This is a genomic window from Micromonospora hortensis, assembly GCF_022230935.1.
Taxonomy (GTDB): Bacteria; Actinomycetota; Actinomycetes; order Mycobacteriales; family Micromonosporaceae; genus Micromonospora; species Micromonospora hortensis.
Genome location: NZ_JAKKFE010000025.1, coordinates 33,468 through 53,061 on the forward strand (window position 1 = coordinate 33,468; position 19,594 = coordinate 53,061).

17 protein-coding genes are annotated in these 19,594 nt (G+C 72.1%); 6 read left to right on the forward strand and 11 right to left on the reverse strand.

Features of this window, described 5'->3' with window-relative positions; genetic code table 11:
- The 5 genes from NIE111_RS18195 to NIE111_RS18215 form a co-directional block, all read right to left on the reverse strand.
- Complete coding sequence (locus NIE111_RS18195) at positions 1-1,281, reverse strand: MFS transporter (protein ID WP_238685530.1); 1,281 nt, start codon at positions 1,279-1,281, stop codon at positions 1-3.
- Positions 1,278-1,853 (reverse strand): ArsR/SmtB family transcription factor, encoded by a 576-nt coding sequence (locus NIE111_RS18200; RefSeq protein WP_238685531.1) that lies wholly within the window; start codon positions 1,851-1,853, stop codon positions 1,278-1,280. The genes NIE111_RS18195 and NIE111_RS18200 overlap by 4 nt, the downstream gene beginning before the upstream one ends.
- A 106-nt stretch (positions 1,854-1,959) precedes the next feature.
- A complete protein-coding gene (locus tag NIE111_RS18205) occupies positions 1,960-2,835 on the reverse strand; it encodes a hypothetical protein (protein ID WP_238685532.1) in 876 nt (291 codons plus the stop codon).
- Between the two features lie 144 nt (positions 2,836-2,979).
- Positions 2,980-4,671 (reverse strand): CocE/NonD family hydrolase, encoded by a 1,692-nt coding sequence (locus NIE111_RS18210; RefSeq protein WP_238685533.1) that lies wholly within the window; start codon positions 4,669-4,671, stop codon positions 2,980-2,982.
- A gap of 3 nt (positions 4,672-4,674) precedes the next feature.
- Positions 4,675-5,190 (reverse strand): MarR family winged helix-turn-helix transcriptional regulator, encoded by a 516-nt coding sequence (locus tag NIE111_RS18215; protein ID WP_091407987.1) that lies wholly within the window; start codon positions 5,188-5,190, stop codon positions 4,675-4,677.
- 123 nt (positions 5,191-5,313) lie between these two features.
- Here NIE111_RS18215 and NIE111_RS18220 point away from each other — a divergent pair, with 123 nt between their 5' ends.
- Positions 5,314-7,440 carry an MMPL family transporter gene (locus NIE111_RS18220; RefSeq protein WP_238685534.1) on the forward strand — a complete coding sequence of 709 codons (2,127 nt, stop codon included), beginning with the start codon at positions 5,314-5,316 and terminating at the stop codon, positions 7,438-7,440.
- 47 nt (positions 7,441-7,487) lie between these two features.
- Here the strand turns inward: NIE111_RS18220 and NIE111_RS18225 are convergent, their stop codons facing one another.
- Both NIE111_RS18225 and NIE111_RS18230 read right to left on the reverse strand, forming a co-directional pair.
- Positions 7,488-8,363 (reverse strand): lytic transglycosylase domain-containing protein, encoded by an 876-nt coding sequence (locus tag NIE111_RS18225; protein WP_238685535.1) that lies wholly within the window; start codon positions 8,361-8,363, stop codon positions 7,488-7,490.
- Between the two features lie 34 nt (positions 8,364-8,397).
- A complete protein-coding gene (locus NIE111_RS18230; protein ID WP_238685536.1) occupies positions 8,398-9,819 on the reverse strand; it encodes a DedA family protein in 1,422 nt (473 codons plus the stop codon).
- Between the two features lie 133 nt (positions 9,820-9,952).
- Here NIE111_RS18230 and typA point away from each other — a divergent pair, with 133 nt between their 5' ends.
- From typA to NIE111_RS18245, 3 genes are all read left to right on the forward strand, one after another.
- The gene (typA, locus tag NIE111_RS18235; protein ID WP_238685537.1) at positions 9,953-11,821 is read left to right on the forward strand and encodes a translational GTPase TypA; all 1,869 of its coding nucleotides are present in this window, start codon (positions 9,953-9,955) and stop codon (positions 11,819-11,821) included.
- 112 nt (positions 11,822-11,933) lie between these two features.
- The gene (locus NIE111_RS18240) at positions 11,934-12,785 is read left to right on the forward strand and encodes a serine hydrolase (protein ID WP_238685538.1); all 852 of its coding nucleotides are present in this window, start codon (positions 11,934-11,936) and stop codon (positions 12,783-12,785) included.
- A 74-nt stretch (positions 12,786-12,859) separates the two neighbouring features.
- Complete coding sequence (locus NIE111_RS18245; RefSeq protein WP_238685539.1) at positions 12,860-13,561, forward strand: lysoplasmalogenase; 702 nt, start codon at positions 12,860-12,862, stop codon at positions 13,559-13,561.
- Here NIE111_RS18245 and NIE111_RS18250 read toward each other — a convergent pair.
- On the reverse strand, positions 13,530-14,327 hold the full coding sequence (locus tag NIE111_RS18250; protein ID WP_238685540.1) for a tyrosine-protein phosphatase: 798 nt from the start codon (positions 14,325-14,327) through the stop codon (positions 13,530-13,532). The genes NIE111_RS18245 and NIE111_RS18250 overlap by 32 nt on opposite strands.
- 44 nt (positions 14,328-14,371) lie before the next feature.
- On the opposite strand from NIE111_RS18250, the gene NIE111_RS18255 reads away from it, so the two are divergent.
- Positions 14,372-15,469, forward strand: coding sequence for a mandelate racemase/muconate lactonizing enzyme family protein (locus NIE111_RS18255; RefSeq protein WP_238685541.1), 1,098 nt, complete (start codon positions 14,372-14,374; stop codon positions 15,467-15,469).
- A 59-nt stretch (positions 15,470-15,528) separates the two neighbouring features.
- A complete protein-coding gene (locus tag NIE111_RS18260; RefSeq protein ID WP_238685542.1) occupies positions 15,529-16,452 on the forward strand; it encodes a C40 family peptidase in 924 nt (307 codons plus the stop codon).
- Positions 16,453-16,496: 44 nt separating this feature from the next.
- Here NIE111_RS18260 and NIE111_RS18265 read toward each other — a convergent pair whose 3' ends face one another.
- The 3 genes from NIE111_RS18265 to pnuC all read right to left on the reverse strand — a co-directional run bounded on the left by NIE111_RS18265 (position 16,497) and on the right by pnuC (position 19,585).
- Positions 16,497-17,495 (reverse strand): TerC family protein, encoded by a 999-nt coding sequence (locus tag NIE111_RS18265; RefSeq protein WP_238685543.1) that lies wholly within the window; start codon positions 17,493-17,495, stop codon positions 16,497-16,499.
- A gap of 312 nt (positions 17,496-17,807) precedes the next feature.
- Positions 17,808-18,932: an AAA family ATPase gene (locus NIE111_RS18270; protein ID WP_238685544.1), complete on the reverse strand. Its 1,125-nt coding sequence runs from the start codon at positions 18,930-18,932 to the stop codon at positions 17,808-17,810.
- Positions 18,929-19,585, reverse strand: a complete 657-nt coding sequence (gene pnuC / locus NIE111_RS18275) for a nicotinamide riboside transporter PnuC (RefSeq protein WP_238685545.1) — start codon at positions 19,583-19,585, stop codon at positions 18,929-18,931. Before pnuC ends, NIE111_RS18270 begins: the two co-directional genes overlap by 4 nt.
- Positions 19,586-19,594 lie beyond the last annotated feature (9 nt).

A 19,594-nucleotide genomic window follows, 5' to 3' on the forward strand; every position in this document is an offset into this window, starting at 1 on the left:
TCAAGACGCCGCCGGGGCGGCGGGCAGGTCCCGCCGCCTCCGGATTGGCCCGACCAGCAGGATCAACGGGGTGAGCGCCAGCCAGGCGGTCATCACGACAATTGCCGTCTCGACGCCGTAACGTGCGCCGATGGCACCGGCCAGCACGGCCGCCAGCGGGATCGTGCCGTAGTTGAGCAGATGCATGCTCACCGTCACCCGGCCCAGCAGGTGGTGCGGCGTGTAGGTCTGCCGGAAGGCACCCTTGACCACGTTGCCGATGGCCACCCCGAGACCGATCAGCAGGCCGCCGAGGGCGGGCCAGGCCAGCCCGACGCCGGGTGCGGCGAGCGGGATGAGCAGCGCGGGCGGGCCGGTGAACGCCGCCGCGATCAGTAGCGCCCGCGCGGTGCCGAAGCGCCGGGCCACAGTGGTGGCGAGCAGCGCGCCGATGATTCCGCCGGCGCTCATCACCCCGACGAGCCCGCCTACCAGGCCCGGCTCGAGACGCAGTTCGCGGACCAGGAAGACCACCAGGACTGCCTGGTATCCGGTCAGCCCGATGTTGCTGGCCGCGCCGAAGAGCGTGAGCACCCGCAGGTACGGGTCCCTGATGACGAAGCGCAAACCTTCGCTGATGTCGCGGCGCAGCGATCGGGACCGCTCCGAGGGGCGTACGCGTGGTTCGCGGGTGCGGATGCGCAGCAGGAACACCGCGGAGAGCAGGAACGTGAGCGCGTCCAGCAGCAGCGCGGCGACGGCACCGACGAGTTGGGCGATCAGACCGGCGAGGCCGGGTCCGACGACGTAGCTCACTGTCTGGGTCGCCTGGAGCTTGGCGTTGCCCTCCGGCAGTTGCTCGGGTCGCAGCAGCACCGGCAGGTAGACCTGGTCGGCGGTTTCGAAGAAGACGCGCGCGGCGCCCGCGCTGAGGGCGACCACCAGCAGGTGCGCGACGGTGAGCCGGTCTGCCAGGGCGGCCAGCGGCACGCTGAGGAAGGCCACCGCGCAGAGCAGGTCGCAGATCACCATCACCGGTCGGCGGGGCAGCCGGTCGACCCACGCGCCGGCCGGCAGGCCGATCAGCAACCAGGGCAGCCAGGCCGCGGCGGTGAGCACCGCCACCTGGAAGGTGCCGGCGTCGAGGACGGCGACAGCGACCAGGGGCAGCGCGACGGTGGTGACGTTGCTGCCGACGCTGCTGACCGCCTGGCCGGCCCAGAGCAGCCGGAAGTCGCGATGCCGCAGCAGCCCTCCGGTCGGCCGGACGTCGGTGGTGTCGTCGCGGGTGGCGGTGGTCACGGTTTGGCCGGTACGCCGTGGACGAACACGAAGACCGGCCTGCGGTCGGCGTCGTCGTCGGGTGGCTCCCGGTCGGCCCAGCGCGCGAGGACGTCGATCATCTCGCGGCTCAGCTCGGCCAGTTCCTCGGGTGTGAGGCGTAGCCAGTGGTCGGTGGAGAACGGCGCGTCGTTCCAGGTGGCCTGGGTGCTCTCGTCGGCGGCGTGCCAGGCCCGGGCCAGGGCGACGTGCCGGTCCAGGTTGAGCGAGGTGGCGGCGTCGGCGACCGCTCGGGCCGCCGGGTCGGCGTCGAAGTCGGCGTTGGACCAGCTCAGCGCTCGGGTGACCAGGCGCCACCACCGCTCGCGCCGGTCCCGGGCCAACTCGGGCGCCTCGGTGACCAGGTCGGCGGCGGCGAGGACCTTGAGGTGGTGGCTGACGTTCGCGGGGGCCTGGTCGGTGCGCTCGGCGAGCAGCCCGACGGTGGAGGGCCCGTGGACCTTGAACACGTCCATCAGCCGGCGGCGCAGCGGGTGGGACATGGCGGCCAGCACCCGGGAGTCGGTGATCTGGCGTACGTCGGAGCTGTCCATGCCGAGAGGATGGCATCCGCAACAGCTCTTGCGCAATAACTATTGCTCAAGAGCTGTTGCGGATGCGCCAAGAGGGGCGGCCCGGCGGCCTCGGGCCGCCCCTCGCTCAGGCGACCAGCCGGCGGGCCAACTCGTCGGCGACCTGCTTGGCCATGGTGGGCGGGATGGCTGCGGCGATCTTCTCCGGCGTCAGCGACGCCAGGACGCCCTGGACGATCGCCGGCTCGTCGGTGAAGTCCCGGTTGGACAGCGCGGTCAGCGCCGCCTGCAACGCGCTCACCTGGGCGGCGAGCGACGTCAGCGTCGGGTGCGCCGAGACGAAGTTCGGGACCGTGGCATCCTCACCGACCGCCATCCGGGTGTAGATCTGCCCGATCGGGTTACGGCCGTCCAGCACTGTGAGGTTCTTGTGGACGGTGGCCAGCCAGTTGTGTTCTTCGGGGGTCATGTCGTCGTCCTCCAGGAGTCCGATGGAGCTGAGGTACCGGCGGAACAGGGGCCGCTGGTCGCGGCCCGCCTTGATGGCGTCGCGGAAGAAGCTGAAGTGGGTGTGCCAGCGGTGGGAACTGTCGCCGCTGGTGCGCTTGCCGAGGCGGTCCCACCGCCGCACAGTGGTGCCGTCGGGGCTGTAAATGATCTCCCGGATGTCCCGGGCGTCGGCCGCGTTCGCGACGCACTGCGCGACGCACCAGACCGAGAAGCTGGGCAGGGTGTTCGTACGACCACCGGAGCGGACATTGAACTGGCCGACGTCCAGCGCCGCCGCGTCGAGGGTCAGCCCGGCCCGGTCGCGGGGCGACTCGACCACCGAGTAGTCGTTCGTGACCACCCGGTCCGATCCGCAGTGGTAGCCACCCCGGTGGGCCGAGTCGCCGACGATGCCGACCTCGCCCGGGTCCAGGTCGTCTGGCCCGGGGGCGTTGTCGAGGTGAGTGAGGAGCAGGCTTCGGACGGCCAGAAGATTAGCCGGGGCCCGGGTCATGGGGGTCCCCCTTTCCGAGAGGCGGGGACCGGGCACGACGTCACACCGCGTACGCGGTGCTGGGCTTCGGACGAGCCCGGTCTACTGGTGCACGGCGCCGGGCGATGACTCAACCATAGCCCGCGTTTTGGACAAACGCCCAGCTCAGAGCAGGTCAGTGCAAACTGGAGACTGGCGCGGGTCAGAGTGGACGATTGGCAACAGCAGCGCCGAGGGGTGCGCCGGATCGTGCAGAACCTCTCGCCAACCGGCACGCAGCGTCACCGCCGTACCGAGGGGTTCCCCGGTGCCGGGGTTGCGGGCCCACCGTGGATGGGCGCCACCGCAGACCTGCACCCGCAGTCGGTGCCCGGCGGCGAAGCGGTACGCGGTCGGCCAGAGCGGCACCGGAATCCGCAGCACCCCGGAAGGGTCGGGCGGGAAGCGCTCGGGCGTGACCCGCACCAGGCCGTCGCACACGTTCCATGAGCGACCCCGGCGGTCCACGTCGCACAGACGAACGAAGACGTCCAGGTACGGCAGATCGCTGCGGAGGTGGATCTCGGCGCGGACCGGGCCGATCACCTCGACCGGCGTGGTCAGTGGGGTGCTGGTGTAGGTCAGCACGTCGGCGCGGGCCTCGACAGGTCGGTTGTCGACCGGGCCGGCCCGTTGGCCGACGAGCAGTGGACCGCCCAGCGACGGGGTGGGGTCGGCGGGGTCGTAGCGGAGTGGGTCCGGTGTCGACGCGACAGGTGGGCGGGCCGCCAGCTCGCCACCGGGTTGCAGGTGCCAGGCGGTCTCGACGGCCGGGGGTGGCCAGTCCGGCAGGTCCCGCCAGCCGCCACCGGCGCCGCCGACGTAGATGTGCACGGGGGGCCGGGCTGGTCCCGCCGCGACGGGCGATCGTGGCGCGGCCGGCAGGTGCTCGTCGAGCCAGCCGAACCCCTCGCGCAGCGCGGCCACGAACAGTCCGGGGCTGCCGTGCGTCCACGGACCGATCACCAGGCGCGGCAGTGTGCCGGCGGCGCGCAGCACGGCGTAATCGTCGAGCTGGGCGGGCAGGAAGATGTCGTGCCAACCGCTGACCATGATCACCGGCGCCCGCACCTTCGCGACCTGGTCGGCGAAGACCCGCGTCCGCCAGTACGCGGCCTGCGGTGTGTGGTGGCGCAGCCACTCCTGAAAGAACGGGATGGTCACGCCGGTGGCCACCCGGTCGGCCTCGGCCAGGGGCAGGTGCTCCAGCGCGGCGGCCAGCCGGGGTTGCCCGCGCTTGAGCTCCCACTGGCGGGCCAGCCACGGCACGGTCTGCGCGTGCAGCAGCTCCGCCCAGGTCAGCACGGTGTCCAGGGCGAAGGACTCCCCCGCGTACGTCGAGTCGCGGGTGGCCGAGGCGGTCACCACGGCGACCATCGCGCGCAGCTCCTCGTCGGCGTCGGCGGCCAGGGCCCACTGGGCGAAGCCCTGGTAGCTGACCCCGAACATGCCGAGTCGCCCGGACCACCAGGGCTGGCGACGCAGCCAGTCCAGCGTGTCCGCGCCGTCGTCGCGCTCGTGCACCAGCGGGGCGAACGTTCCACCGGAGCCACCGGTGCCCCGGCACGACTGGATCACCGCGTGTCGACCCCGGGCGGCGAGCAGCCGACCGAGCAACCGCAGCGGTCCACCCCGCCCGTAGGGGGTGCGGATCAGCACTGTCGGCGCGCCGATGACGGCCGGGGCGTAGTGGTCGGTGCGCAGCACCACACCGTCGCGGGCCCGCACCGGGAGGTCACGGCTGACCCGCACGGGGCCGGGGCGGGTCGGTGGCAGGCGTAGCGCGGCGCTGGCGAGGCGGGTGACGAGGTCCGGCACCGGTCAGCCCGTCGGGCGGCGGGGTGACTCCGGCCGGGCGGCGCGCACCGCGTCGCGGTGCCCGCGCAGCGACTCACTCATCTCCGCCATGAACCGGTGCACCACCTCCAGTTCGTCCTCGCTGAAGCGGGCCATCACCGTGTCGGTACGGGCGCCCAGCGGGCGGAAGAACTCCATGGCCAGGGCCGCGCCCTGGTCGGCGTAGTGCAGCAGCACCTTGCGCCGGTCGACGGTGTCCCGGTCGCGGCGGATGTGCCCGGCCCGTTCCAGCCGATCGATCAGGGCCGTGACCGAGCCGGAGGACAGGTTCAGCTGCTCGCCGAGACGGCCGGGGGTGATCGGGTCACCGAGCAGTTCGGCGTCCATCACCGCGATCAACGCCTGCAGGTCGGTCGGGTTGAGGCCGTGCAGGTTGGCGAAGGCGTGGCCGACCTGTTGGGCGTCCACCGCGTACCGCCGGAGGTTGTTGGTGATCTCGGCGACCAGCTGCTCGCGGCGCGTGTCGCGCCGTCGGTACATGCCGTGAGTCGCCACCTCGCGCCGCTCTTCCCGTCGTCGATCTCTCGGGTTGCAGCATAGAACAGCCCCGGATAATCTCGGCTATCAAGATACTCGGCTTCCGAAAGACCTTGAGGTCACCTGATGTCTGTGTTCACCAGAGTCGCTCGTGGCCGACTGGCCGCCTGGCTCACAGTGGCCGCCACGATCGTCGTGGGCGCGGCCGTCTTCGGCACACCCCAGCCGGACAACCCGGCGCCGGTCTCCGCCACCGGCCTGTCCGTGCAGTGGCAGTCGACCCAGGTGCAACGTCTCCAGGATCAGCTGCCCTCCAGCGACGTACAGCCGGCCATCGTGGTGATCAGTCGTGGTGACGGCGGCGCGCTGAGCGAGGCCGACCGGGCGACCGTCGGCGCCCGCGCCGACGGTCTGCGCCGATTCGCGGTGGGTGGGCAGGTCAGCCCCGCCCAGATCTCCCCGGACGGCGCGGTGGCCCTGGTCGCCGTGCCGCTGGACACCGCTGGCGGGCAGGAGGTCGTCACCGACGCGGTGACCCAGCTGCGCGCCACCCTCGCGGACCTGCCCGACGGGCTGACCGCCGAGGTGACCGGCTCCCCGGCGTTCACCGCCGACCTCTCCTCGGTGTTCGACGGCGCCGACGTCACACTGCTCATGGTGACCGCCGCCGTGGTCGCGCTGCTCCTGCTGATCACCTACCGCAGCCCGTTCCTGTGGATCGTGCCGCTGGTCGTGGTCGCCGCCACCGAGCAGCTCACCCTGCGCGCGGTGGACGTCATCGTGCCGGGCGTCGGCATCAACCTCCAGCAGGGTCAGGTCACCGGCATCGCCAGCGTGCTGGTCTTCGGCGCCGCAACCGACTACGCGCTGCTGCTCATCGCCCGCTACCGGGAGGAGCTGCGCCGCGAGGAGGACCGGTTCGCGGCGATGCGCGCCGCGCTGCGCCGCACCGCGGAGCCCATCCTCGCCAGCGGCGGCACCGTCGTACTCGGCGTCCTCACCCTGCTGCTCAGTGAGCAGGAGACCAACCGCGCGCTGGCCGTGGCGTGCGCCACCGGTGTGGTCTTCGCCATGCTCTCGGCCCTGTTCGTGCTCCCCGCCGTGCTGGTGCTCTTCGGTCGCGGCCTGTTCTGGCCGTTCGTACCCCGGGTCGGCGGCCCGGTGCGCGAGGGTCGGCTCTGGGGTCGACTCGGCGCCGCCGTGCAACGCCGCCCGGTGGTGGTCGCGACGCTGGCCACAGTGCTGCTCGGCGGCCTGGCACTGGGTGGGCTCGGCATCCGTACCGGCCTGTCCGAGACCGAACAGTTCCGGGCCGAGCCCGAGGCGGTGACCGGGGCACAGACCCTGGCCAGGGCCTTCCCCGCCGGCAGCACCCAGCCCGTCGCCGTGATCACCACCCCGGCGGCGGTGCGGGCGGTCACCGACGCCGCCACCGCGGTACCCGGTGTCGCCTCGGCGCGCCCCGGCGACGCCGGTGCGGCCGTCGCCCAGGTCGACGTGGTCCTCGACGCCGAACCCGGCACCACCGCCTCGGACCGCGCGATCGAGGCGCTACGGGCGGCGGTCGCCGCCGTTCCCGACTCCGCGCCGCCGGCCGCCGCCGGCTTCGACGCCCCGTCCGGGGCGATCGTCGGTGGTTCCGTGGCCGCCACGTACGACTCCGACGAGGCCAACGACCGGGATCTGCGACTCATCCTGCCGATCATCCTGCTGCTGGTCGGCGCCGTGCTCGTGCTGCTGCTACGCGGTCTGCTCGCGCCGCTGCTGTTGGTGCTCACGGTGATCGCGTCGTACTTCGCCAGCCTCGGCGCGGCCTGGCTGCTCTTCGACCACGTGCTGGGCTTCCCAGCCCTGGACAGCGGTGTGCTGCTGCTGGCCTTCGTGTTCCTGGTGGCGCTCGGGGTGGACTACAACATCTTCCTGGTCACCCGGGCCCGGGAGGACGCCCGCAGCGCCGGCACCCGCGCCGGGATGCTCTCCGCCCTGCGGGTCACCGGCGGTGTGATCACCAGCGCCGGAGTGCTGCTCGCCGCGGTCTTCGCCGTGCTCGGCGTGCTCCCGCTGATCACCCTGACCCAGATCGGGATCATCGTCTGCATCGGTGTCCTGCTCGACACCCTGCTGGTCCGTACGGTCCTGGTGCCGGCGCTGGCGTTCCTGCTCGGCGACCGCTTCTGGTGGCCCGGCCGCATCACAGGCGACCCGGCGCAGGTCACCCCGCGCTCACCCGAGCCGGTCGCCGCGCACGACTGACCGACTCGACGGGGGCCGTGGCGGATCCGCCACGGCCCCCGTCGAGGTCAGTACGCCAGGCAGACGCACTCGCTCATCAGCGCCCGCACGTTGCGCACGTACGACGGGTTGGGGATGGCCAGCGGCTTCCCCTCCTGAGCCACCGCGCCGTGCCCGAAGTTGTACGCGGCGATGACGGCGTTGAGCAGGCAGGAATTCAGCTCGGTGGTGCACAGTGCCGGGTCGAGCCGGAAGTCGGACTCGAAGTACATGTCACCGATGTACTTCGTCGCCCAGGCCAGGTAGGTGGCGCCGAGGTAGGCGTTGTCCTGGTAGTCGTCGATCTTGTAGCTCTTCTCGAACCGCTGGTTCATCCAGGTCGCGGTGGCCGGCATCACCTGCAACAGCCCGACCCCACCGTCGCAGGCGTAGATGTTGGACTGCCAGCCGCTCTCCTGCCACGCGGTGGCTTTGAGCAGGTTGAGCGGGATCGTGATGTCCGGCGCCGAGACCGGCCAGTAGGTGCGGTTGGCCGCATCGGTCAGCGCCGCCTTCACCTCGGACCGGCTCGCCTGGCTGCCCTTGTAGGTCGGCTTGCAGGAACTCGGTGCCGGCTTCGGCGGCGCCGGCGGAACCTCGGTCTCGGTGGGTGGCTTCGGCGTCGGGCGCGGCTTCGGCGCCGCCCGGGTCGGCTTCTTCGTCGTCTTCGGCTTCGGGGTCGCGCTCCGACTCGGCGCGGAACCCATCGACTCCACGGCGCTCACCGACGGGCTCGGCTCCCCGCTGACCTCGTCGGACGGGGCATCGGTCGGCCCGTCGGTGACGGCGACCGGCGCGGCCAGGCCCGATGGGCTCTCCCCCTTGGCGGCGCAGCCGACCAGCGCGCTCGCCAGCAGAAGCCCGGCGAGCACTGCGGCGCCCAGCCGATCGGTGCGTCGAACCATGCCGTTGCCTCCCCGATGTGATTGTCGCCGCACCCTAACAAGGTTCGACCGGGCGGCGTTGCCCCTGCGACGGCCGCTGGGGGGCCTCGTCCACCGGGGGCTGACCGTTGCCCACCGCCCGGTCCCGAGTCGCCCAGGCGACCATGAACACCACAGTCCAGAGCACACCGAGCAGCACCGCCGCGGCCGTTCCGCTCGCCGTGTCCAGTCCGAGGTAGAGCCGCGCGCCGCCGATCCCGAGCATCCCCGCCGCCGCGGCGGTCCAGGCGGCCACCGCCACCGGCCAATGGGCGCCGCGCGACACCAGCCACGCCAGGGTGCAGAAGCTCGCCGCGACCACGGCGTTCTGGGTGGAGAGCGGAGCCGCCTCACCGCCGCCCGGGGCGGTCCCGTTCGGGCCGGTCAGTTCGGCCACCACGGCCAGCACCACCAGCGGCACGAACGCGCCCACAGTGCCGACGACGCTGAGCAGGTCGGCCCGCCAGGGTCGGTTGCGCCACGCCAGCACCGCCGCCACCAGGGCCACCAACAGGATCAGCACCCACCCACGTACCACCGACACCACTACCAGTGTGGCGTCGGCGGCGTCCGGGGTACGCCGGGCGGCGAACCACCCCGCGATGGCGCCGTCCAGCGCGGCCAGCCCGCTGTTGCGGACCGCCACCGCGAGCAGACCGGCGATGGCGAGCCCGGCGGCGAACAGCAGCAGCAGCCCGGCGGCCAGATTGAGCAGCAGCGTCCAGGCCGGGCCGATCCGCATGGTCACCAGGAAGAACAGCACCCCGTAGCGGGCGGTGAGCCACCGCACCGGCGGCAGCGCGCCGGCCCGGGACAGCAGCGCGCGCACCGGGTCGGGGTTACGACCCAGCCACCGGCCCACGAGCACCACACCCACCAGGCCGGCCAACAGCAGGAACGCCACCCCGGTGGCCCGGCCGAGAAGCCGGGAGACCGTGTCGTACGACTCACCGGCGAGGTGACCGAGCAGCACCGAGCCGCCCACCCAGGTCACCACTCCGGCCAGGTTCCAGAGGGCGAACCGCCGGTACGGCATGCCGGCCGCACCGGCCAACCGGGGCACCAGGGTCCTGGCGAAAGCCACCCATCGGGCGGCGAACACCCCCCGCCCACCGAGGCGGGCGAGCATGGCGTCGGCCCGGGCCCACCGCTGTGGCCCGACCCGGTGACCCAGCCCGGCGCGCAGCCGGGAGCCGTACCGCCGCCCGGCACGAAAGGCCAGCCCATCGCCGAGAACCGCCGCGACGATCATCGCGAGCAACGCCGGCCCGAGCCGCAAGGTACCGTTGTAGGTGAGGAAGCCGACGAGCAGCAGGGTAGCCTCACCCGGCACGAGCAGGCCGAAGATCACCGCGGTCTCGCCCGCCACGATCAGCGCGGCGACCAGGTAGATCCACAGGGTGGGCAGACCCTGCACCCAGGTCAGCAGGTCGTGCACTCAGGCCCCCGGGACACGGGTGCCAGCATGCCAGCCGGGAGAACCACCGGCACAGCGGTTTCACCATAGATCAGGGGCACCTGGGGGTGACCCCGACGCAGCCTGCGCGAGCGCAGGCGGAAGGATAGAGGGTATGCAGCTTCGCACCGACCTCCGCAACGTCGCCATCATCGCTCACGTCGACCACGGCAAGACCACCCTGGTCGACGCCATGTTGCGGCAGGCCGGCGCGTACGGCGCACGCGGCGAGAACACCGAGCGGGTGATGGACTCCGGTGACCTGGAGCGGGAAAAGGGCATCACGATCCTGGCCAAGAACACCGGCGTGCGTTACCTGCCGGCGGACGGCTCCGACCCGGTCACCATCAACATCATCGACACCCCCGGCCACGCCGACTTCGGCGGCGAGGTGGAGCGCGGCCTGACCATGGTCGACGGTGTGGTGCTGCTCGTCGACGCCAGCGAGGGCCCGCTGCCGCAGACTCGCTTCGTGCTGCGTAAGGCGCTGCGGGCCCGGATGCCGATCATCCTGGTGATCAACAAGGTGGACCGTCCGGACGCCCGGATCAAGGAGGTCGTGGACGACACCTACGAGCTCTTCCTCGACCTGGACGCCGACGAGGAGCAGATCGACTTCCCGATCGTCTACGCCTGCGCCCGCGACGGTGTCGCCTCGCTGACCCAGCCCGCCGACGGCTCGGTGCCCGACGACAGCACCTCCCTGGAGCCGCTGTTCCGCACCCTGCTGGACACCATCCCGGCACCCTCGTACGAGGACGGCGCGCCGTTGCAGGCCCACGTCACCAACCTGGACGCCTCGCCGTTCCTCGGCCGGCTCGCGCTGTGCCGGGTCCGCCAGGGCACCATCAACAAGGGTCAGACGGTGGCCTGGTGCCGCACCGACGGCAGCACCCAGCGGGTCCGCATCTCCGAGATGCTGATGACCGAGGGCCTGGAGCGCACGTCGGCCGAGACCGCCGGCCCGGGCGACATCATCGCCGTCGCCGGCATCCCGGAGATCATGATCGGTGAGACCCTCGCCGACGTCGAGAACCCTGTCGCGCTGCCGCTGATCACCGTCGACGAGCCGGCCATCTCGATGACCATCGGCACCAACACCTCGCCGCTTGTCGGCCGGCTCAAGGGCTCCAAGGTCACCGCGCGGATGGTCAAGGACCGGCTCGACAAGGAGCTGATCGGCAACGTGTCCCTGCGGGTGCTGCCCACCGAGCGGCCGGACGCCTGGGAGGTGCAGGGCCGCGGCGAGCTGGCGCTGGCCATCCTGGTCGAGCAGATGCGTCGGGAGAGCTACGAGCTGACCGTCGGCAAGCCGCAGGTGGTCACCCGGGTCATCGACGGCAAGACCTGCGAGCCGGTCGAGCGGCTGACCATCGACGCCCCGGAGGAATACCTGGGAGCGATCACCCAGCTCCTCGCCACCCGCAAGGGCCGGATGGAGCAGCTGGTCAACCACGGCACCGGCTGGATCCGGATGGAGTGGCTGGTGCCGGCGCGCGGCCTGATCGGTTTCCGCACCGAGTTCCTCACCGACACCCGGGGCACCGGCATCCTGCACCACGTCTTCGAGTCGTACGAGCCGTGGTTCGGTGAGCTGCGTACCCGTAACAACGGTTCGCTGGTCGCCGACCGGGCCGGCGCGGTCACCGCCTTCGCGATGACCAACCTGCAGGAGCGCGGTCAGCTCTTCGTCGAGCCCACCACCGAGGTGTACGAGGGCATGATCGTCGGGGAGAACTCCCGCTCCGACGACATGGACGTCAACATCACCAAGGAGAAGAAGCTCACCAACATGCGGCAGTCGACCTCCGACGAGACCGAGAAGCTGGTCCCGCCGCGCAAGCTCACCCTGGAGCAGGCGCTGGAGTTCTGCCGCGAGGACGAGTGCGTCGAGGTCACCCCGGCCACGGTGCGCATCCGCAAGGTGGTGCTCGACCAGCAGCTGCGGGGCCGGGCCACCGCCCGCCGCAAGCACGCCGGCTGACCCACCAGCACCCGACGACGGGCGCGTCGGCCGCAAGCGGCCGACGCGCCCGTCGTCTTTCCCCAGACGGCTACGCGAGCCCACCCCCGCTTGATCCGCTACGGTCACCGGCATGACCTGGGATGATCTCGACGCCCACCTGGACCGGGTGCCCGGCACCGTCTCCGCGTACGTCGGGCGACTCGACGCCCCGCCGACCTGGACCCGCCACGCGGACGCCGGCCACTACGCCGCGAGCACCATGAAGGTGGCGGTGCTCGCCGCGCTGCACCGCGCCGCCGAGGCCGGCACCCTGGACCTGGACGCCCCGGTCCCGGTCGTCAACGACTTCGACTCCGCCCAGCCCGGCGCACCCCGCTTCGCCAACGCGCAGCCCTACGACAACGACGACGCGGTCTGGGATCGCATCGGCGGCACCGCGACGCTGCGGTGGCTGGCCGACCGCATGATCGTGCGCTCCAGCAACCTCGCCACGAACCTCGTCCTCGGCCACGTCGGGCTGCCCGCGGTCGCCGAGGTCTGGGCGCTCGCCGGTGCCCGCAACAGCGTCACCGGCCGCGGCATCGAGGACTTCGCCGCCCGCGAGGCCGGCATCACCAACACGGTCACCGCCGCCGACCTGGCCGCCCTGCTCGGCGCCCTGGCCACCGGGGCCACCACAGCCGCCCCCATCGCCTCACCGGCCGCCTGCGCCACCATGCTGGACGTCCTGCTCGCCCAGGAACACCGCGAGGACCTCGCCGCCGGCCTGCCCGAGGGCACCCGCATCGCGCACAAGAACGGTTGGGTACGCGGCGTCCGCCACGGCGCCGGCCTGGTACTGCCCGACGACGCCCCGCCGTACCTGATCGCCGTCTGCACCACCACCGACCTGGCCGGAGGCGACGACCAGGTCGAGGACGACGCCTGCCTGCTGCTCGCCCACATCTCGGCGCGGGTCTGGGCCGCCCGCCACCAGCTCTGACCCGACAGCCCCGGCCGCGAGGCCAGCGCCGCCGACTGCGGCTACGCTGCTCGCACCCCACCCCGGAGCCGCCGATGCCCCGCAGTCGCACCGTGCTGATCGCCTTCCTCGTCGTGACGGCCGCGAACCTGCTGGCCAACGCCACCGGCGGCGGCCTGGCCTTCCTCCTGACCAAGCCGCTGCTGATGCCGCTGCTGGCCGCGTACCTCTGGCGGGTCAGCGCCGAACGCGCGGCCCGACCGGACCGGTTGTTGCTCGCCGCGCTGGCCTTCGCCACCGGCGGCGACGTCGCCCTGATGATCGACGGCACCGGCTGGTTCCTCGCCGGCATGGCCTGCTTCCTCGGCACGCACCTCTGCTACCTCGCGGCCTTCACCCGACACGGCGCCGCGACAGCGCTGCGCCGCACGCCGCTTGTCGCCGTCCCCCTGGGGTACGCGGTACTGACCGTCGTCGCCCTCACCTGGATGTGGGCGGGGCTGACCGACGTCGGGCTGGCCCTACCGGTGGCCGGCTACGCGATCGCGCTCGCCGCCATGGCGAGCACCGCAGCCACCCAGGGCTGGCGGGTCGGTCTCGGCGCCGCGCTCTTCCTCGGCTCCGACCTGCTGATCGCCGCCGGGGTGGCCGAGGTGGCCCAGCCACCCGGCGCGCCGGTGCTCGTCATGGCGACCTACGCCGCCGGCCAGGCACTGATCGTCACCGGCCGCGCCGCCTACACCGGCCCACCCACCGACGCACCTGTCACTCCAGCAACTGCGCCCGCAACGCCCTGAGGTCGCCGTCGGTGAGCCCCAGCCCGTCGCGCAGGTACGCGTCGAACGAGCCGTGCATCCGACGCACCTCGGCGTAACCGGCGTCGAGATACTCGGCGCGGACCTCCAGCACCGGCACCACCGCGTCGACGTCCAATTCGGGATTCCGCCGACGCATCGCCTCGACGATCACAGCCCGCAGGCTGTCGGTCAGCTCGTTGTTGCGCAGGTAGTCGGCGCGAATAGCCGCCTCGTCCACCCCGAGCGCCGTCAACAGGATGACTGTCAGCCAACCGGTGCGGTCCTTGCCAGCGGAGCAGTGGTAGAGCAGCGGCAGATTCTCCGGCCGGGACGCCAGCCGCACCGCCTCGGCGAAGCCCACCCGCGCCGACTCACCGGTCACGAACCAGCGGTAGATCGCCGCCATCGCCCCCGCCGTGCCCTGCCGGGCCAGCTCCGCGTACGCGTCCAGGTCGTGACCGAGCAGCACCGCCGAGACGTAGGTGAAGACCGGGTGCTCCGCGTCGTGCACCGGCAGGCGCACCACCCGTGGCTCACCGGCGAACCGGTCCTCCGGCGCGACAGCGATCTCCGAGGCGTCGCGCAGATCCACCACGCACGCCGGCCCCAGCTTCGCCAGCACCGGTAGGTCCTCGTCGGTCAGCCGACCCAGCGCCGGAGTACGGATCAACTGGCCGACCCGGACCCGCCGCCCGTCCGCGCCGACGAGCCCGCCCAGGTCACGCGCGTTCGGTGCACCCACCAGCTCCCAGCCCTGCCCGGTCATCCGGTCTCCCCTCCCATCGTGAACCTTTGTATAGGGTGCCTCACATGACGATCTCGGCGGTACGCACCCACCGGGTTTCCGCCCCCTTACACACCCCGTTCGTCACCGCGCTGCGCCGTACCACCACAGTGGACACCCTGGTCGTCGAACTCGTCGACAGCGACGGCCGGTCCGGCTTCGGTGAGGCGCCCCAGGTCTGGCAGGTCACCGGCGCGTCGGTCGCCGGCGCGCAGGCGTGCGTCCGCGAGTTGCTCGGCCCACAGCTGATCGGCCGTGACCCGGACGACCTGGTGACCCGTTGCGCCGAGGTACAACGCGCCGTGGTCGGCAACGAGGCCGCGAAGGCGGCGGTGGACGTCGCCCTGCACGACCTCGCCGCGCGGCGGCTGGGCGTACCCCTGGTGCGGTTGCTCGGGGGCACCACGCTGCGGGTCCCGACGGACGTCACCCTCGCCGCGGGCGACGCGGTGGACCTGGCGACCGCGGCACGGCAGCGGCAGGCCGACGGCTTCGGCGTGCTCAAGTTGAAGGTGGGCACCGACGCGGCCGGTGACCTGGACCGGGTGCGCGCGGTACGGGCGGCCGTCGGCCCCGGCACCCGGATCCGGCTGGACGCCAACCAGGGCTGGACGCCCCGGGAGGCGGTCCGGGTGATCCGCGGCATCGAGGACGCCGGGCTCGACGTGGAGTTGGTCGAGCAGCCGGTGGCCCGCTGGGACCTGGACGGGCTGGCCTGGGTCAGCGACCGGGTGTCCGTGCCGATCCTGGCCGACGAGGCGGTCTTCGGGGTCCGTGACCTGGTGGAGGTGATCCGCCGCCGGGCGGCCGACCTGGTCAACGTCAAGCTGGCCAAGTGCGGTGGACTGCATCCGGCCCGCACCCTCCTCGACCTGGCCACCGCGCACGGGCTCGGCACTGTGGTCGGCTCGATGATGGAGAGCCAGGTCGGCATCGGGGCAGCCGCGAGTCTGGTCGCCGCGTACGGCACCACAGCGGTCCCCGACCTGGACGCCGCCTGGTGGCTGGCCTGGTCACCGGTGCAGGGCGGCATTCGCTACGACGGGGCGACAGTGGTGCTGCCGGACGCCCCTGGCCTGGGCATCTCCGGCCTCGCTGAAGCAAAAGTGCAAGCTCGTGGTTGATGACCGTCGGTTTCTTTCATAGGGTTCCCCTGGACAGCCGACACGATCTGGGGGTTGACGTGGAGCTGCGACCGGGCCGCGAGGCCGTCGTCCGGGTCGCCGTGGCGACGCTGTGGACCTCTCCCGAGGCAGTCCGCCCGGTCGACCGTCCGGCGCTGACCGCCGGTGCCGACATCCCGACCTGGGTCTCGGGAATGGACACCGACCAGCAGGTCGGTGACTGCGTGCTGAGCCAACTCCTGCTCGGCGAACGGGTCCTCGTCAGCGAGCTACGCCCGGACGGCTGGGCCCGGGTCGTCGCCGTCGAACAACCAGCCGCCAAGCTGGACCCCCGCGGCTACCCGGGCTGGCTCCCCGCCGAGCAGTTGGCCGTCCTCGACCCGGCCCACACCAGCATCGACCACCCGCTGGTGGTGGACGCCACTGTCACCGGGCTGCACGCCGCCCCGAACGGGCCGGTGGTGCTGCCCGGCGTCGTCGTCGGCACCCGGCTCGTCCCGGCCGGCCCCGCGCTCGACGAGTGGCGGCCTGTGCACGTCCCCGGCCGGGTCACCCCGCTCTGGCTGCCCGACCGCCACCTGGTCCCGTCGGCGGCCGTGTCACCGGCCGCCGCGCAGGCGCTCGCCGTGGCACAGCGCCTGCTGGACGTCGTCTACATCTGGGGCGGTCTCTCCGCCCACGGCATCGACTGCTCGGGGCTGGTGCATCTGGCCTGGCGGCGGTTCGGGGTGCTGCTGCCCCGCGACGCCGACGATCAGGCAGTGGCCACCACCCCGCTGTCGTTGGGCGCGGAACGCCCCGGCGATCTCTACTTCTTCGCCCGACCAGGCCGCAAGATCCACCACATCGGCATCGTCACCGCCGCCCCCGGCGACGGCGGCCAGCGCCGGATGCTGCACGCCTGCTACCGGCGGCGGCGGGTCATCGAAGAGGAACTGCAGGCCGACCGGACCGCCACGCTGGTGGGCGCGCACCGGGTCTGACCGGTTACCGGCCGGGCGCGTGTGCGCACCCGGCCGGTGACGGATCAGTGTCGGGCGTCGGCCAACTCGCGACGCCGGTCCCGGGAGGACTTGATCAGGCTGGCGGCGGTGGCGACGCCCAGGGTGCCGATGATGACCAGCAGCGACAACCAGATCGGGATGTGCGGCGCCCAGCCAACGTGCTCGCCACCGTTGATGAACGGCAGTTTGTTGTCGGCCAGTGCCTCCAGCACCAGCTTGACCCCGATGAACCCGAGCACCACGGCCAGGCCGTAGCTCAGGTAGATCAGCCGGTCCAGCAGGCCACCGAGCAGGAAGTAGAGCTGCCGGAGGCCCATCAGCGCGAAGACGTTCGCGGTGAAGACCAGGTACGGCTCCTGGGTGATGCCGAAGATCGCCGGGATCGAGTCCAACGCGAAGATCAGGTCGGTGGTGCCGATCGCGATCATCACGATCAGCATCGGGGTGAACAGCCGCTTGCCGGCAACGTGGGTGGTGAGCTTCGCCCCGTCGTAGTCCTTCGAGATCGGCAGCGCCTTGCGGCTCCATCGGATCAGCACGTTCTCGGAGAACTCGTCCTCGTCCGGCTCACCCTGCCGGGCCAGGTTCACCGCGGTGTAGATCAGGAAGGCGCCGAAGATGTAGAAGACCCAGGAGAACTGAGTGATCAGCGCCGCACCCGCGGCGATGAACCCGCCGCGCATCACCAGCGCCAGCACGATGCCGACGAGCAGCACCTTCTGCTGGTACTGCCGAGGCACCCCGAAGCGGGCCATGATGATCACGAAGACGAAGAGGTTGTCCACCGAGAGGCTGTACTCGGTGAGCCAGCCGGTGTAGAACTGGCCGGCCGCGCTGGCCCCAGAGGTCAGCCACACACCCACACCGAAGAGCAGGGCGAGACCGACGTAGAAGCCGACCCAGAGGCTCGACTCCCGCACACTCGGCTCGTGCGGGCGCCGACCAATGATCAACAGGTCGACGAGCAGGACCGCAGTCAGTGCGACAAGCGTTCCCGCCCACACCAATCCGGACACGTCCAACGTTCATTCCTCCGGCAGACACGCGGCGTCGGGCACACCGTACGCCCCTGCGGGAGCCGGCGTGCCGCTGTCGCTCACTCTGGTGACTGTCGGAGGTCTCTTCCGCCGTCGCCCCGGAGAGGGGCGGCGACCTACGGGGCCGGGTCGGGCACCGTGGTTCCGGCGATCGACCGTGCTGACGACTCCGTTGCGGGGGAATACTCCCCTCCTCGGTGACCATTGTTGCCCACCACGCCCCGTGATCACACCCCGGGCACCCCGTGGCGCTGGACACCGCTCGACGCGCCACACCCCCTACGCCTTCCTAGGAGGCTAGTGCACGTCTGGTGCGGCGATCGGGTCGGCGAGCGACCACCCGGCGGCGAGCAGGTCGTCGCAGGCCCGCACCGCCCGGGCCAACCGATCGGCGTGCGACCCGGACAACTCCACCACCGGCACCCCGCACCCGGCCAACTCGGCCCGGAAGCGCTCGGTCATCCAGGCCCGCAGGTGCTCACCGTCGCGCAGCCCGTCATCGGTGAACGGCACCCCCCGGTGGTCGGTCAGCAGATACAGCGACGGCCGACGCGCCGCCGCCCGTACCTCCTCCGACGCGCTGCCGAGGTAGCGCTCCTCCCACACCGCCGTCGCCCGCGCGTCGGTGTCGCAGACCAGCAGCGGCCCGCTCGTCCGGGCCGCCGCGTCCTCGGCCGCCTGCTGCTCGCGGACCACAGCGCGGAAGTCGTCACGATCCCAGGCGACGTCGAAAACGGTCGCCTCCGGCGTTCGTTCCCGCAACCGGGCCAGCTTGCGAGCTGTCAACTCCCGCCCGTACTCCGGCACCCAGGACGTGCCGTAGTGCCCGGCGAGCGCCGCCGCCATCGTCGTGGTCCCGGTCGACTCGGCGCCGACCACCACCACCCGCCGGACGAACCACTCCCGCACCGGCGGGCTCAGCCACCGCCAGTGACCCGCCGGGTCCGCGCGCACCGCCGTCCCGGACACCGGCACGGTCCGCCGATCCGGATCCACCGACACGGGTACGGCGTCGAAGCGGCGCGCCAACTCGGCCCCGTACGCCTCGGAGGAGAAGACCGCGTCCACCGACCCTGGCCCGACCGCCTCGCGGAACACCGCGCAGTGCGCGTCCCAGACCGCCGGATCGGCGTAGTCCACCGGGTGGTCGTCGTACCGGCCGACGAAACGGACCCACGGCGTGTCCGCGTGCACCTCGCGCAGCCAGTCGAGGCGCAGCGGAAGCGGAACGGACTCCCGACGCGAGGGCGCCACGACGACTGTCACCTCGGCGCAGCGGGCGGCGGCGGCCCGGATCAGCGCGTGGTGCCCGGCGTGCGGCGGATAGAACTTGCCCACCACCATCCCGTGCCCGAACTCCGCGGCGGCCGGACGCGCCGACCCGCGTGGCGCCGGCGCACGGCCGGATGTCTCAGCGTTCACGCGGTGACCGGGGCCGGGCCGGGCGGGACCGCGCTCGGCAGGTCGGCCCGACGCAGGTCGGCGCGCCAGGCGCGCAACCCGAGTACGCACAGGGCGAGGAAGACCAGGTAGAGCACTGCCGTCAGGTGCAGCCCCTTGTACGCGTACAACGGGATGTAGATCAGGTCGGCGGCGATCCAGAGCCACCAACTCTCCACCCGCTTGCGGGTCTGCCCGTACGTGGCCAGCAGGGAGAGCGTCGTGGTCAACGCGTCCGGCAGCGGCACTGTCGAGTCGGTGGCCCGGTCCAGCAGCACCCAGAGCGCGCCGGTGAGCAGCAGCCCGGCGGCGGCCAGCGCCAGCCACTCCCGCCGCCCCGTCCGGCTGACAGTGAGCCGGGTGCGCCGCTCACCCCCGAAGAGCCAGTACCACCAGCCGTAGCAGCCGAGCGCGACGTAGACGACCTGAAGTCCCGCGTCGGCGTACAGCCCGGCGGTCCAGAACAGCACCATGAGCAGCAGCACGTTGGCGATGCCGATCGGCCAGTTGGCGATCTTCTGCCGGGCCACCAGCCACACGTTGAGCACGCCGGTCACGAACCCCAGCAGCTCCGCCCAGGTGGTGCCCGTCCCGGCCACCCGAAACGCGGTGCCGGTGAGCCAGTCGATGATCACGAAGCCACC

Coding starts and splice junctions, on each gene's coding strand:
- NIE111_RS18200 (WP_238685531.1), bottom strand. CDS start 1,853: ATGGACAGCTCCGACGTACGCCAGATCACCGACTCCCGGGTGCTGGCC.
- NIE111_RS18205 (WP_238685532.1), bottom strand. CDS start 2,835: ATGACCCGGGCCCCGGCTAATCTTCTGGCCGTCCGAAGCCTGCTCCTC.
- NIE111_RS18215 (WP_091407987.1), bottom strand. CDS start 5,190: ATGTACCGACGGCGCGACACGCGCCGCGAGCAGCTGGTCGCCGAGATC.
- NIE111_RS18220 (WP_238685534.1), top strand. CDS start 5,314: ATGTCTGTGTTCACCAGAGTCGCTCGTGGCCGACTGGCCGCCTGGCTC.
- NIE111_RS18225 (WP_238685535.1), bottom strand. CDS start 8,363: ATGGTTCGACGCACCGATCGGCTGGGCGCCGCAGTGCTCGCCGGGCTT.
- typA (WP_238685537.1), top strand. CDS start 9,953: ATGCAGCTTCGCACCGACCTCCGCAACGTCGCCATCATCGCTCACGTC.
- NIE111_RS18240 (WP_238685538.1), top strand. CDS start 11,934: ATGACCTGGGATGATCTCGACGCCCACCTGGACCGGGTGCCCGGCACC.
- NIE111_RS18245 (WP_238685539.1), top strand. CDS start 12,860: ATGCCCCGCAGTCGCACCGTGCTGATCGCCTTCCTCGTCGTGACGGCC.
- NIE111_RS18250 (WP_238685540.1), bottom strand. CDS start 14,327: ATGACCGGGCAGGGCTGGGAGCTGGTGGGTGCACCGAACGCGCGTGAC.
- NIE111_RS18255 (WP_238685541.1), top strand. CDS start 14,372: ATGACGATCTCGGCGGTACGCACCCACCGGGTTTCCGCCCCCTTACAC.